Origin of the sequence: Pseudomonas sp. NPDC096917, from assembly GCF_044762555.1 — a bacterium.
Taxonomy (GTDB): Bacteria; Pseudomonadota; Gammaproteobacteria; order Pseudomonadales; family Pseudomonadaceae; genus Aquipseudomonas.
In genome coordinates this window covers 48,217-61,015 of sequence record NZ_JBIWEO010000005.1, presented here as the reverse complement: position 1 = coordinate 61,015, position 12,799 = coordinate 48,217, and the positions used below count along the sequence as shown (strand labels likewise).

The 12,799-nt window shown below is 56.5% G+C and carries 11 protein-coding genes; 2 read left to right on the top strand and 9 right to left on the bottom strand.

The features are described from left to right. Positions 1 to 111: 111 nt before the first annotated feature. The 9 genes from ACIQYF_RS07530 to ACIQYF_RS07490 form a co-directional block, all read right to left on the bottom strand. Positions 112 to 840, bottom strand: a complete 729-nt coding sequence (locus ACIQYF_RS07530) for a secretin N-terminal domain-containing protein (protein WP_402858916.1) — start codon at positions 838 to 840, stop codon at positions 112 to 114. Positions 841 to 970: 130 nt separating this feature from the next. Further along, on the bottom strand, positions 971 to 1,393 hold the full coding sequence (locus ACIQYF_RS07525; RefSeq protein ID WP_402858913.1) for a GNAT family N-acetyltransferase: 423 nt from the start codon (positions 1,391 to 1,393) through the stop codon (positions 971 to 973). Then, positions 1,386 to 2,552, bottom strand: coding sequence for a JmjC domain-containing protein (locus ACIQYF_RS07520; protein ID WP_402858910.1), 1,167 nt, complete (start codon positions 2,550 to 2,552; stop codon positions 1,386 to 1,388). Before ACIQYF_RS07520 ends, ACIQYF_RS07525 begins: the two co-directional genes overlap by 8 nt. Before the next feature lie 83 nt (positions 2,553 to 2,635). After that, a complete protein-coding gene (gene purB / locus ACIQYF_RS07515) occupies positions 2,636 to 4,006 on the bottom strand; it encodes an adenylosuccinate lyase (protein WP_402858907.1) in 1,371 nt (456 codons plus the stop codon). 119 nt (positions 4,007 to 4,125) lie between these two features. Further along, positions 4,126 to 4,758, bottom strand: coding sequence for a high frequency lysogenization protein HflD (gene hflD / locus ACIQYF_RS07510; RefSeq protein WP_402858904.1), 633 nt, complete (start codon positions 4,756 to 4,758; stop codon positions 4,126 to 4,128). After that, positions 4,755 to 5,888, bottom strand: coding sequence for a tRNA 2-thiouridine(34) synthase MnmA (gene mnmA, locus ACIQYF_RS07505; protein WP_402858901.1), 1,134 nt, complete (start codon positions 5,886 to 5,888; stop codon positions 4,755 to 4,757). The genes hflD and mnmA overlap by 4 nt, the downstream gene beginning before the upstream one ends. Before the next feature lie 59 nt (positions 5,889 to 5,947). Continuing rightward, entirely contained in the window at positions 5,948 to 6,394 is a 447-nt protein-coding gene (locus ACIQYF_RS07500; protein ID WP_402858898.1) for an NUDIX hydrolase, read from the bottom strand. A gap of 225 nt (positions 6,395 to 6,619) precedes the next feature. Next, entirely contained in the window at positions 6,620 to 8,842 is a 2,223-nt protein-coding gene (locus ACIQYF_RS07495) for an NADP-dependent isocitrate dehydrogenase (protein WP_402858895.1), read from the bottom strand. A gap of 636 nt (positions 8,843 to 9,478) precedes the next feature. Then, positions 9,479 to 9,757: a cold shock domain-containing protein gene (locus ACIQYF_RS07490; protein WP_402858892.1), complete on the bottom strand. Its 279-nt coding sequence runs from the start codon at positions 9,755 to 9,757 to the stop codon at positions 9,479 to 9,481. Positions 9,758 to 9,982: 225 nt separating this feature from the next. Here ACIQYF_RS07490 and clpS point away from each other — a divergent pair, with 225 nt between their 5' ends. Continuing rightward, on the top strand, positions 9,983 to 10,345 hold the full coding sequence (gene clpS, locus ACIQYF_RS07485) for an ATP-dependent Clp protease adapter ClpS (protein WP_019412085.1): 363 nt from the start codon (positions 9,983 to 9,985) through the stop codon (positions 10,343 to 10,345). Positions 10,346 to 10,374: 29 nt separating this feature from the next. Then, positions 10,375 to 12,645, top strand: coding sequence for an ATP-dependent Clp protease ATP-binding subunit ClpA (clpA, locus tag ACIQYF_RS07480; protein ID WP_402858888.1), 2,271 nt, complete (start codon positions 10,375 to 10,377; stop codon positions 12,643 to 12,645). Positions 12,646 to 12,799: the final 154 nt, after the last annotated feature.

Here is a 12,799-nt window from a genome sequence, read left to right as displayed (position 1 = left end):
GAGCGGGGCCATCATGCCTTCGCATTTTTAAGCCGTCAAACGTTTTGTAGTGCTTTTTTCGCAACACTACATATTTGATCCAATACGACCCGTCGGTCAGTTTTGGGCCTTTTAGTCGAGCGTGTCGACTTTGACTCGCACCGTCATGTCATTACGGCCTTGAGTAGAGTAAGTAAGGGTTTTGGCGCTTTTGGCGGGTAAATTCTGGTTGCTGGCACCCGCGACGGTAATCCATTGGCCGAGGGGGCCGGTGATCTGTGTGTTGGTATTTTGCATGTTCACTACATCTGCACGTTCCTGGCTCATGGTGTCCAGATGCGTGCTGATCGCGAGGTGTACCGTTTCACCTGTGACGTTGGCTGTGACGTAAAAACCCCGAGTGACATCGCGGTAATCGGTCTGTGCCAACACCCGTCCATAGGCATCCGTCTGGGTGCTGGTGAGGGGCACGCTTTGGCCGATCTGGACCTGCGCGGGCACGCCTTCAATGGCTTGAATCTGTTGAATGCCACCTTCACGGCTGGCGGTGCTGATCACGCGGGTCGTGCTGTTCGTGTCGGCAAGGGCGTTATCGTGGGTGTCGACAGTGATTAATAAACGTTTTGAGGGTTTGTCGAGCTGTGCCAGCAAGTCTTCGAGGTTTTGAATTTTTGAGGCGGATGCTTCCACAATCAGCTGATTGCCGTAAGCGCTGACTTTGCCGTTTTTACCGATAAAATTCTGTGCAATCGGCAACAGATCGGCGCTGGTACGGTTTTGAAGGGTAATGACCTGAGTATCGGCGAGCGCGTTGACGCTGAAGATCAATAGCAGGCTGGCGATGATGGCCCGTAGGGACATGTTCTTAATCTCCGTATTGCTTGAAGGGGTATAGCTGGAGTGTGGCAGATAGCAAAACGCCCTGCGATCCGAAGAGGGCAGGGCGTTTCGAGACGAGCTTTTGTCACTGCAGCTGCAGAGGCTTTAAGGTCTAGCTCGTGCGCTCCATATCAACGTGTGGAATGCCTGCTTCCAGGAATTCTTCGCTAACAATTTTGAAGCCCAGGCGCTCATAGAACGGCGAAGCGTGTACTTGCGCGCTGAGCTTTTGTTCTTTGAGGCCGCGTTTCTCAGCTTCGTTGATAATTGCCAGCATCAAGGCGTCGCCGACTTTCAGGCCGCGCCAGTCTTTGAGCACGGAAACCCGGCCGATATGACCGTCCGCCAGCAATCGGGCGGTGCCAATCGGAAAGTCGCCTTCATACGCCAGAAAATGTATGGCATCAGCATCGTCTGCGTCCCACTCAAGCTCAGGCGGGACATGTTGTTCGGTAATAAACACCGCTTCACGAATGCGTCGAAGTTCGGCGTTGTCCTTATGCCAGTCGGCGACACGTACGCGAATGCTATTCATCGGCAAACCCCAGGCTTCCTTGTTTAACCAGCTCACAGAGCAGGTTGCGTCCATCTTCATCGGCCAGCCATGGGCCGAGGTTTTCGCTGTGCAGCGCATCGGCGGCACAAATCATTTTCAACAGTTCGCGCAGTTTGCCTGGCAGCAGACGGCTTTGGCCGCTGGCGAACAACAACAAGTCTTCGTCGACTTCGGACCAAGCCAGCCGTGCGCTTGGATTGCGGATCAGGATGGCACCCTGTTCCAGGCTGTCCATCAAGTCTTCTTCTTCGAGTTCCGGGCCGACCACAAGTTCTGGGTAGCGGGGCTCGGTCATGAACTGGCCGAACCAGGTCAGCAGCATGCGCTCGTCGCTCATGTGCTCGGTCAACAGGCTTTTGAGGCGGCCCAGCGCGTCGTGCTGGATCTGGTGTGGATCGCTCACCGGTTGTGCGTCGGCATCGGTGTAGCGCTCTTCATCTGACAAGTATTGGCTCAGGAAGTCAGTAAAGTGGGTCAGCACTTCTGCTGCGCTCGGGGCACGGAAGCCCACCGAGTAGGTCAGGCAGTCATCGACGGCAACGCCGCAGTGAGCCAGACGTGGCGGCAGATACAGCATGTCGCCCGGTTCCAGTGTCCACTCATCGGTAGCTTGGAAGTCGGCCAGAATACGCAGGTCGGCATGTTCCAGTAGCTTGCTGTCGGAGTCGCACATTTGGCCGATCTGCCAGTGGCGCTTGCCATGACCTTGCAGCAAGAACACGTCGTAGTTGTCGAAGTGCGGGCCTACGCTGCCGCCGGGGGCTGCGTAGCTGATCATCACATCGTCGATGCGCCAGCTTGGCAGGAAGCGGAAGTTTTCCAGCAGTTCGCTGACTTCAGGCACGAACTGATCGACCGCTTGCACCAGCAGGGTCCACTCGCGCTCTGGCAATTTGCCGAATTCGTCTTCAGCGAACGGGCCGCGGCGCAATTCCCATGGGCGCTCGCCGTGCTCGATGATCAGACGCGATTCGACTTCTTCTTCGAGCGCCAGACCGGCCAGTTCGTCGGCGTCGATCGGGCTTTCGAAGTCAGGAATGGCCTGGCGGATCAGTAGCGGTTTTTTCTGCCAGTAGTCGCGCAGGAATTCGCGTGCCGTGATGCCGCCCAGAAGTTGAAGAGGAGTATCAGGATTCATGTGTAACCTATTGAAAAGATGCGCTTTGTAATCGGGAATAAAAACGCCCGGCACGGCCGGGCGTTAATAGGTCGTTGCAGCGATCAGATGCGCTTGGCTTGCTCGACCGCGTTGCCAATGTAATTGGCAGGTGTCAGCAGCTTCAGCTCGGCTTTGGCCGCTTCCGGCATTTCAAGGCCGTCGATGAAAGTTTGCAGTGCTTCAGGGCTGATGCCCTTGCCGCGAGTCAGCTCTTTGAGCTTCTCGTACGGGTTCTCAATGTTGTAGCGGCGCATCACGGTCTGGATGGGCTCAGCCAATACTTCCCAGCATGCGTCCAGGTCAGCAGCGATCTTCTGAGCGTTAAGCTCCAGTTTGCTGATCCCTTTGAGGCTGGCTTCGTACGCGATCACGCTATGGGCAAAGCCTACACCGAGGTTGCGCAGTACGGTGGAGTCGGTCAGGTCGCGCTGCCAGCGGGAGATTGGCAGTTTGCTGGCCAGGTGCTGGAACAAGGCGTTGGCGATACCCAGGTTGCCTTCGGAGTTTTCGAAGTCGATTGGGTTGACCTTGTGCGGCATGGTCGAGGAGCCGATTTCGCCAGCGATGGTGCGCTGCTTGAAGTAGCCCAGCGAGATGTAGCCCCAGATATCGCGATCGAAGTCGATCAGGATGGTGTTGAAGCGCGCGATGGCGTCGAACAGCTCGGCGATGTAGTCGTGCGGTTCGATCTGCGTGGTGTACGGGTTGAAGCCCAGGCCCAGCTCATCTTCGATGAAGGCGCGGGCGTTGGCTTCCCAGTCGATCTGCGGGTAGGCCGACAGGTGAGCGTTGTAGTTGCCTACGGCGCCGTTGATTTTGCCCAGCAGCGGAACGGCGGCAACTTGAGCGATTTGACGCTCCAGGCGGTAAACCACGTTGGCCAGCTCTTTGCCCAGTGTGGTAGGCGAAGCCGGTTGGCCGTGGGTGCGGGACAGCATCGGCACGTCAGCGAAGCGGATTGCCAGCTCACGGATGGCTTCGGCAGTTTGGCGCATCAGTGGCAGCATCACGTCATCGCGGCCTTCACGCAGCATCAGGGCGTGGGACAGGTTGTTGATGTCCTCGCTGGTGCACGCAAAGTGGATGAACTCACTGACGTTGGCCAGTTCAGGCAGCTTGGCAGCCTGTTCTTTGAGCAGGTACTCAATGGCTTTTACGTCGTGGTTAGTGGTGCGCTCGATCTCTTTGACGCGTTCGGCGTGCTCCAGAGAGAAGTTTTCGGCCAGTTCATTGAGAACGGCGTTCGCTTGCGCGGAGAAGGCCGGGACTTCAGGGATGGCAGCGTGAGCGGCCAAACGCTGGAGCCAGCGAACCTCAACCAGGACGCGGGCGCGGATTAAGCCGTACTCGCTGAAAATGGGGCGCAGGGCCTGGGTTTTGCCGGCGTAGCGGCCGTCAACAGGGGAAACCGCAGTGAGCGAAGAAAGCTGCATGGGGTGTTCTCGGACAGTCGGGCAACGAAATGGGGCGCGTATCATACATGAAAAAAACGGCCGGTCCGTTGCCAACTGACCGGCGTCTTACGCGTAACGAACTTACAACGTGTGTGTGCTCAGGTGTTTGCGTTGCCGCGCATCATCGGATAAAGCTCTTTGAGCAGCTTGCGGCGGCTAAATACCAGTTGCCAGCGATGCCCGCCCAATTGGCGCCAGAGCCGCGCGGAGCGGATGCCGGCCAGCAGCAGGGCGCGAATTTTTGCCGCATTGTTCGGTTGTTGCAGGTTGCGCATGTCGCCATGCACCTGAATGCGTTGGCGCAGTGTGCTCAGGGTGTCCTGATACAACCCGCCGCATGCCGCAACCACGTTTTCATGGGCGGGACCAAAATGCTCAACCTGTGACTGGATCTGCGGCAGGCGTTTGCCGATCAACTCAAGCATGTCATCGCGCTTGGCCAGTTGACGTTCAAGGCCCAGCATCGACAGTGCATAGCGCAAGGGCTCGCGTTGCAGGGTGTTGGGGTCACGCTCAAGCGCGCCAATCAGAGCGCGATAGCCTTCGCGCAAGTTGATGTCGTCACCACCGTAGACTTCAAGTGTGTCCTTGGGGTCGCGCACCAACAAGCTGCCGAGCATGCAGGCCAGATCGGCTTCACTGATCTGGCCGGTCTTGGCGATCTTGTCGACCAGCACGGCGGCGAAAAACACGCCGCCAAGGGCAATCAGTTGCTCCTGAGTGGGGCTCATGCGTGCTTGCCCTTGCTGGTCCATGGCTCGGCCACTTCGATAACGCCGCCGCCCAGGCAGATTTCACCGTCGTAGAACACCACGGACTGGCCGGGCGTCACGGCGCGTTGCGGGTCATCGAAGGTCGCGCGGTAGCCGGTAGCGGTTTTCTCAAGGGTGCACGGCTGGTCGCTTTGGCGATACCGGACCTTGGCCGTCAGGCGCAATGGCGTGCTCAGGTCGATCGGGTTGACCCAGTAGATCTCGGAGGCGAGCAGGGCGCGTGAGAACAGCCATGGGTGATCGTTGCCTTGGCCAACGATCAGTTCGTTGTGCTCCAGGTCTTTGATCAGCACGTACCAAGGCTCGTCGCTGGCGTCTTTCAGGCCGCCAATGCCCAGGCCCTGGCGTTGACCGATGGTGTGGTACATCAGGCCGTGGTGACGGCCAATGACTTCACCTTCTGTGGTTTTGATTTCGCCCGGCTGTGCAGGCAGGTACTGCTTGAGGAAGTCGCTGAAGCGGCGTTCGCCAATGAAGCAGATACCGGTGGAGTCTTTTTTCTTGGCGGTGGCCAGGCCGTGTTTTTCGGCAATACGGCGTACTTCCGGCTTTTCCAGTTCGCCGACCGGGAACAAGGTCTTGGCGATCTGTTCGCCGCCAACGGCGTGCAGGAAGTAGCTTTGATCCTTGTTCGGATCAAGGCCCTTGAGCAGCTCTGTGCGGCCGTCCATGTCGCGACGGCGCACGTAGTGGCCGGTAGCGATCAGGTCGGCACCCAACATCAGGGCGTAGTCAAGGAACGCCTTGAACTTGATTTCGCGGTTGCACAGGATGTCCGGGTTGGGCGTACGCCCGGCCTTGTATTCGGCCAGGAAGTGCTCAAACACGTTGTCCCAGTATTCGGCGGCAAAGTTGGCGGTGTGCAGCTTGATGCCAATTTTGTCGCACACGGCCTGAGCGTCTGCCAGATCATCCATGGCGGTGCAGTAATCCGTTCCGTCGTCTTCCTCCCAGTTCTTCATGAACAGGCCTTCCACCTGATAGCCCTGCTCGATGAGCAGAACGGCGGAAACGGAAGAGTCTACACCGCCGGACATGCCGACAATGACGCGCTGTTGTTCGGGGGCGACTAAGGCTGGATCACGCATAAGGTTTCAATGAGTGTCTTGAAAAAGGACGCGATTCTATCAGGCCCGAGCGCTCAAGGCTAAACCGAAGGGCGGATTAGCGAGAGGTTGAACAATTGACCGCTCAGATAATCGTCGATGCATTGCAGGGTCAATTCGCTGCGCCAGCGCAGGCGTTGCTCTATTAACTCATCCCGGGTCAGCCAGCGCGGGCCGATGATGCCGGTGTCCAGTGTGTATTCAGGGTGATACTTGACGGCTTTGCCAGCAAAACAAACGCGCTGATACGTCACTCCATTGCTAGGCGCGGTATACAAATAAATACCGATGACCCCGGTCAGTTCTACGTCGTAGCCGGTTTCTTCGAGGGTTTCGCGAATGGCGGCTTGTATCAGGGTTTCGTTCGGGTCCAGATGCCCGGCGGGCTGATTGAGCACGGCGCGTTCACCGCTGAATTCTTCAACCATCAAAAAACGGCCGTTGTCTTCGACGACCGTAGCAACGGTGATATGGGGTTTCCATTCCATGAAGTAGATCTCGTTTTTTTGGGGGATTGTGTTCGATGCTACCTAAAATGGGTGCCAAGCCCAAAACTGTAGCCGCTGCCGAAGGCTGCGATCGGTTGCGAAGCGACCGTAAACGCCAGCAACACAGCGCCGCTTTGCGTCGGTTTTGCTGTCACAGGATTCAGGTGGCCCAAAAACACAAACCCCGGCGTCGTGGGCCGGGGTTTGTGGTGTTACGTGTTGCTCTTACACAGAGGCGATGATCGCGTTCAGTGTTGCGCTAGGGCGCATTACGGTGCTCACCTTGTCGGCATCTGCGTGGTAGTAACCACCGATGTCGACAGGCTTGCCCTGCACGGCGTTGAGTTCGGCAACAATTTTTGCCTCGTTCTCGGCCATGGCTTTTGCCACAGGGGCAAATTGGGCTTGCAGCTCTTTGTCTTCAGTCTGGGCAGCCAGGGCTTGAGCCCAGTACAGCGCCAGGTAGAAGTGGCTACCGCGGTTATCGATGTTGCCGACTTTGCGCGATGGCGATTTGTTGTTATCCAGGAATTGGCCTGTCGCCTGGTCCAGGGTCTTTGCCAGCACCAACGCTTTGGGGTTGTTGTAGGTCGTGCCCAGGTGCTCAAGGGAAGCAGCCAGTGCCAGGAACTCACCCAGTGAGTCCCAGCGCAGGAAGTTTTCTTCCAGCAGTTGCTGAACGTGCTTCGGAGCCGAACCGCCTGCACCTGTTTCGAACAGGCCGCCGCCATTCATCAGCGGTACGATCGACAGCATTTTGGCGCTGGTGCCCAGTTCCATGATCGGGAACAGGTCGGTCAGGTAGTCACGCAGTACGTTGCCGGTCACCGAGATGGTATCCAGGCCTGCACGGGTGCGCTCCAGAGTGAACTTCATGGCCTCAACCGGCGACATGATGCGAATGTCCAGGCCGCTGGTGTCGTGATCCTTCAGGTAAGCCTGAACTTTCTTGATCATCAGTGCGTCGTGGCTACGCTTTGGGTCCAGCCAGAACACGGCCGGGGTGTTGCTGGCGCGAGCGCGGTTAACGGCCAGTTTGACCCAGTCGCGGATCGGGGCGTCTTTGGCCTGGCACATGCGCCAGATGTCGCCTTCTTCTACTTTCTGTTCCATCAGCACGTTGCCGTTGTTGTCGGTTACGCGAACAACGCCAGGCGTCTTGATCTGGAAGGTTTTGTCGTGAGAGCCGTACTCTTCGGCCTTTTGCGCCATCAGGCCAACGTTCGGCACGCTGCCCATGGTGGTTGGATCGAAAGCACCATGTTTTTTGCAGTCTTCGATCGTGGCCTGGTAGATGGTTGCGTAGCAGCGATCCGGGATCACAGCCTTGGTGTCGTGCAGTTGACCGTCAGTACCCCACATTTTGCCTGAGTCGCGGATCATTGCAGGCATCGAGGCGTCGACGATCACGTCGCTCGGGACATGCAGGTTGGTGATGCCTTTGTCGGAGTTCACCATCGCCAGTGCGGGGCGATCAGCGTAGACAGCCTGGATGTCAGCTTCGATTTCAGCTTGCTTCTCGGCTGGCAGCGCCTTGATACGGGCGTACAGGTCGCCAATACCGTTGTTCAGGTTGAAGCCGATTTCTTTCAGGACGTCAGCGTGTTTTTCCAGCGCATCCTTGTAGAATTCAGCCACGATCTGGCCAAACATGATCGGGTCGGAGACCTTCATCATGGTGGCTTTCAAGTGAACCGAGAACAGTACGCCTTGTTTCTTGGCGTCTTCGATTTCGGCCGCTACGAACTGGCGCAGGGCTTTTTTGCTCATGACCGAGCAATCGATGATCTCACCCGCTTGCACGGTGGTTTTTTCTTTCAGGACGGTGGTGGTGCCGTCTTGAGCGATCAATTCGATTTTAACGCTGGTCGGGGCTTCGATCAGGGCTGCTTTTTCGCTGCCGTAGAAATCGCCTTCGCTCATGTGGGCAACGTGAGACTTGGAGTCTGCGGCCCAGGCGCCCATTTTGTGTGGGTGCTTGCGCGCGTAGTTTTTAACCGAAAGAGGAGCGCGGCGGTCAGAGTTGCCTTCGCGCAGTACCGGGTTAACGGCGCTGCCCATCACTTTGCTGTAACGCGCCTTGGTTTCTTTTTCGGCGTCAGTAGTGACAGTTTCCGGGTAGTCCGGAATGTTAAAGCCTTGCGCTTGCAGTTCTTTGATCGCGGCCTGCAATTGCGGGACCGAGGCGCTGATGTTAGGCAGCTTGATGATGTTGGCTTCAGGGGTAACGGCCAGGGCGCCCAGTTCGGCGAGGTGGTCTGCTACAGCCTTGTCACCCAATTGCTCAGGGAAGCTTGCGAGGATGCGGCCTGCCAGAGAGATGTCGCGCGTCTCAACGTCGATATCAGCGCTGGCGGTAAAGGCCTCGATGATAGGCAGCAGTGAATAGGTGGCGAGCGCCGGAGCTTCGTCGGTGAAGGTATAGATGATCTTCGAACGGTTGGGCATTTCGGATTAACTCTCTTCTTTGCTGAGCGTGCTCAGATACTCGAGATGCGCAGGGTAGGCGCTTTCGTTCACAGTGAACAATGAGCCGAAAGTCGAGGTTCTTCGCGGTGATGTGAATGCATCAGTAGAGCGTCAAGCGGTCGAGCCGGGGTAACGGCTCAGCCTTTCTAGGCCTGAAAGACTCATTCCAGTAGGTGTTTCTGGGTGACTCCATGGTCACCGGCGCAGTATACATAGGTCACTAAGGTTGCTGCGAGGGGGGCGGCGTATCACAAATCATCCATTGGTCTAAGAGCCTGCGTCAAAATGCCCTGATTTTTGGCGTTATGCCCCGTGTTTACGGGGGTTAAAGGGGGTGGTGGGGCTGGGCGTGTTTGGAATATTCTGTTTGCGCAGCGATTTCACTGGCGACGTCTGGGGCCGCATGATGCTTCCCAAAGGTGCCTTCAAGGCATGAGCCCATGAAGTGGCAGCCCAAGGGTTTGGCGCTTTTGGCTCGATGGCGCCACGCGGGTGTCGTCTTCAGGCTTTGGAGGGGACACTGATCGCTCACATGGGAGCTGATCCAAAATAAAAACGGCCGATTCATCAATCTGAGCCGGCCGTATTTTTGTAACTGGTTTTTACCTTGCAGGTTCAGACCGAGAGACTCTTGACCTCTGGCGCAGGTACCGATTTCAGGGTTTGCACCTTTGCATCGGTAATCGCTACGGCATGCAGGCCCTTGGGGCCTTGGGTTATTTCGAAGCTCACAGGTTGGCCCGCTTTCAGTGTTTTATAGCCATCCATCTGAATGGCTGAAAAATGGGCGAAGAAGTCAATTGGATGTCCTTGCTCGTCGATGCCTTCCTTGGCTTCCGTATTGATAAAGCCGAAGCCTTTGGCGTTATTGAACCATTTGACCTTGCCTTGCATACTCATCTCCCTCTGCTGCAAACAACTCCATCACTGGAGTATCATCCAGTTCACTCGCACAGAAACCATTAATTATGGTTGACTGCGCGGACCTTTATTCCCCACTGTGGGTTCTAATGGTTGTAACACCGTTTTACCGATAGTCAAGGTCACGCGGCGGCACAGTTGAAATTTGACATGCCTGCCTCCATCACTGTAATCGCTCAATGACGAACCTTTCTTTCCATGCATGCAATCAGCCAGATTCGACTAACATTCAATCAGGACCAGCCCGGTTTTGATGACGAAGACTCCGCTGGCTTGGCTGTGCAAGAGGCTAAGCCTGCGCTTCAGGCGCCGCCGATGTACAAGGTGGTTTTGTTCAACGATGACTACACACCCATGGATTTCGTTGTCGAAGTGCTTGAGGTGTTTTTTAACTTGAATCGCGAATTGGCGACCAAGGTCATGCTGGCCGTCCATACAGAAGGACGGGCCGTATGCGGCATTTTTACCCGCGACATAGCCGAGACCAAGGCCGCGCAGGTAAACCAGTACGCACGCGAAAGCCAGCATCCGCTACTCTGTGAAATCGAGAAGGACGGTTAACGCCGACCACTTGGGTATGAGGTGAAGCCATGTTAAATCGCGAGCTCGAAGTCACCCTCAATCTTGCCTTCAAGGAGGCCCGCTCAAAGCGTCATGAATTCATGACGGTCGAGCACCTCCTTTTAGCGCTCCTGGATAATGAGGCGGCCGCAACCGTTCTACGCGCCTGTGGCGCAAACCTCGACAAACTCAAGCATGATCTGCAAGAGTTTATTGATTCCACGACTCCCCTGATCCCCGTCCACGACGAAGACCGTGAAACTCAGCCAACCCTGGGCTTTCAGCGTGTTTTGCAGCGTGCCGTATTCCACGTGCAAAGCTCCGGCAAGCGTGAAGTGACGGGCGCTAACGTACTGGTTGCGATTTTCAGCGAGCAAGAAAGCCAGGCGGTGTTCCTGCTCAAGCAGCAGAGCGTTGCGCGCATTGACGTCGTTAACTTTATTGCTCACGGCATCTCCAAAGTGCCGGGCCATGGCGATCACTCCGAAAATGAGCATGAAATGCAGGATGAAGAGGGCGGTGAATCGTCGTCTTCAAGCAATCCTCTTGATGCTTATGCCAGCAACCTGAACGAGTTGGCCCGTCAGGGTCGCATTGATCCGCTGGTGGGGCGCGAAATGGAAGTTGAGCGCGTTGCTCAGATCCTGGCGCGTCGCCGCAAAAACAACCCGCTGCTGGTGGGCGAGGCAGGCGTGGGTAAAACTGCGATTGCTGAAGGCCTTGCCAAGCGTATCGTCGATAATCAAGTGCCTGACTTGCTGGCTAACAGCATCGTCTACTCCCTTGATCTCGGCGCCTTGCTGGCGGGTACCAAGTACCGCGGCGATTTCGAAAAACGCTTCAAGGCGTTGCTCGGTGAGCTCAAAAAACGCCCTCAGGCGATTTTGTTCATTGATGAAATCCACACCATCATCGGTGCGGGTGCGGCGTCTGGTGGCGTGATGGACGCTTCTAACCTGCTCAAGCCATTGTTGTCCTCGGGTGACATTCGCTGCATTGGTTCGACCACGTTCCAGGAGTTTCGCGGGATCTTCGAAAAAGACCGTGCCTTGGCACGCCGTTTCCAGAAAGTTGACGTGTCCGAGCCTTCGGTTGAAGACACCATCGGCATTCTGCGTGGCCTCAAAGGTCGCTTCGAGCAACATCATGGTATCGAATACAGTGATGAGGCTCTGCGCGCTGCGGCTGAACTGGCTTCGCGTTACATCAATGATCGGCACATGCCGGACAAGGCTATTGATGTGATCGATGAGGCGGGTGCTTACCAGCGTCTGCAACCGGTTGAAAAACGCGTCAAACGGATCGAAGTGGAGCAGGTTGAAGACATCGTGGCGAAAATCGCCCGTATTCCGCCTAAGCACGTATCGAGCTCTGATAAAGAACTGCTGCGTAACCTTGAGCGCGACCTCAAGCTGACGGTGTTTGGTCAGGATGCGGCGATTGATTCCCTGTCGACGGCCATCAAGCTGTCGCGTGCCGGGCTTAAGTCGCCTGACAAGCCTGTCGGTTCGTTCCTGTTTGCGGGCCCGACCGGTGTGGGTAAAACCGAAGCAGCCCGTCAGTTGGCCAAGGCGCTGGGCGTCGATCTGATTCGCTTTGACATGTCCGAGTACATGGAGCGCCACACCGTATCGCGTCTGATCGGTGCACCTCCAGGCTATGTGGGCTTTGATCAGGGCGGTCTGTTGACCGAAGCCATCACCAAGCAGCCGCACTGCGTATTGCTGCTTGATGAAATCGAGAAGGCACACCCGGAAGTCTTTAACCTGCTGCTGCAGGTCATGGACCACGGTACGCTGACCGATAACAACGGGCGCAAGGCTGACTTCCGTAACGTAATCATCATCATGACCACCAACGCGGGTGCTGAAACGGCTTCGCGGGCATCGATCGGGTTTACGTTCCAGGACCACGCCTCCGATGCGATGGAAGCAATCAAGAAGAGCTTCACCCCTGAGTTCCGCAACCGCCTGGACACCATCATCCAATTTGGTCGCCTCAGTCATGAGGTTATCAAGCATGTGGTGGACAAGTTCCTCACCGAGCTGCAAGCGCAGCTGGAAGACAAGCATGTACAGCTTGTGGTGACGGACGCCGCTCGCGGCTGGCTGGCTGCTGGAGGCTACGACGTGCAAATGGGCGCACGCCCAATGGCGCGTCTGATTCAGGACAAAATCAAGCGTCCGCTGGCTGAAGAAATTCTCTTTGGTGAACTGGCTGATCATGGTGGTGTAGTCAACATCGACCTGAAGGACGGCGAGTTGACCTTTGAGTTTGAAACAGCGGTTGAAATGGCTTGATGTGACAACGCAGTAAAAAAGCGCCGAAAGGCGCTTTTTTTTGCTGAGTCAAAAGTCCTTGCTCCAAGGCGCCAGGTGTTCACGCTCGCTCCTGGAAAAACCGAGTTAGCCGACCTCATCGCTGGCAAGCCAGCTCCCACCATCCGAGACGCTA

Bases quoted from the DNA above. Each gene is read 5' to 3' on its own strand.
- ACIQYF_RS07530 (WP_402858916.1), bottom strand. From the start codon at position 840: ATGTCCCTACGGGCCATCATCGCCAGCCTGCTATTGATCTTCAGCGTC.
- ACIQYF_RS07525 (WP_402858913.1), bottom strand. From the start codon at position 1,393: ATGAATAGCATTCGCGTACGTGTCGCCGACTGGCATAAGGACAACGCC.
- ACIQYF_RS07520 (WP_402858910.1), bottom strand. From the start codon at position 2,552: ATGAATCCTGATACTCCTCTTCAACTTCTGGGCGGCATCACGGCACGC.
- purB (WP_402858907.1), bottom strand. From the start codon at position 4,006: ATGCAGCTTTCTTCGCTCACTGCGGTTTCCCCTGTTGACGGCCGCTAC.
- hflD (WP_402858904.1), bottom strand. From the start codon at position 4,758: ATGAGCCCCACTCAGGAGCAACTGATTGCCCTTGGCGGCGTGTTTTTC.
- mnmA (WP_402858901.1), bottom strand. From the start codon at position 5,888: ATGCGTGATCCAGCCTTAGTCGCCCCCGAACAACAGCGCGTCATTGTC.
- ACIQYF_RS07500 (WP_402858898.1), bottom strand. From the start codon at position 6,394: ATGGAATGGAAACCCCATATCACCGTTGCTACGGTCGTCGAAGACAAC.
- ACIQYF_RS07495 (WP_402858895.1), bottom strand. From the start codon at position 8,842: ATGCCCAACCGTTCGAAGATCATCTATACCTTCACCGACGAAGCTCCG.
- ACIQYF_RS07490 (WP_402858892.1), bottom strand. From the start codon at position 9,757: ATGCAAGGCAAGGTCAAATGGTTCAATAACGCCAAAGGCTTCGGCTTT.
- clpS (WP_019412085.1), top strand. From the start codon at position 9,983: ATGCATGCAATCAGCCAGATTCGACTAACATTCAATCAGGACCAGCCC.
- clpA (WP_402858888.1), top strand. From the start codon at position 10,375: ATGTTAAATCGCGAGCTCGAAGTCACCCTCAATCTTGCCTTCAAGGAG.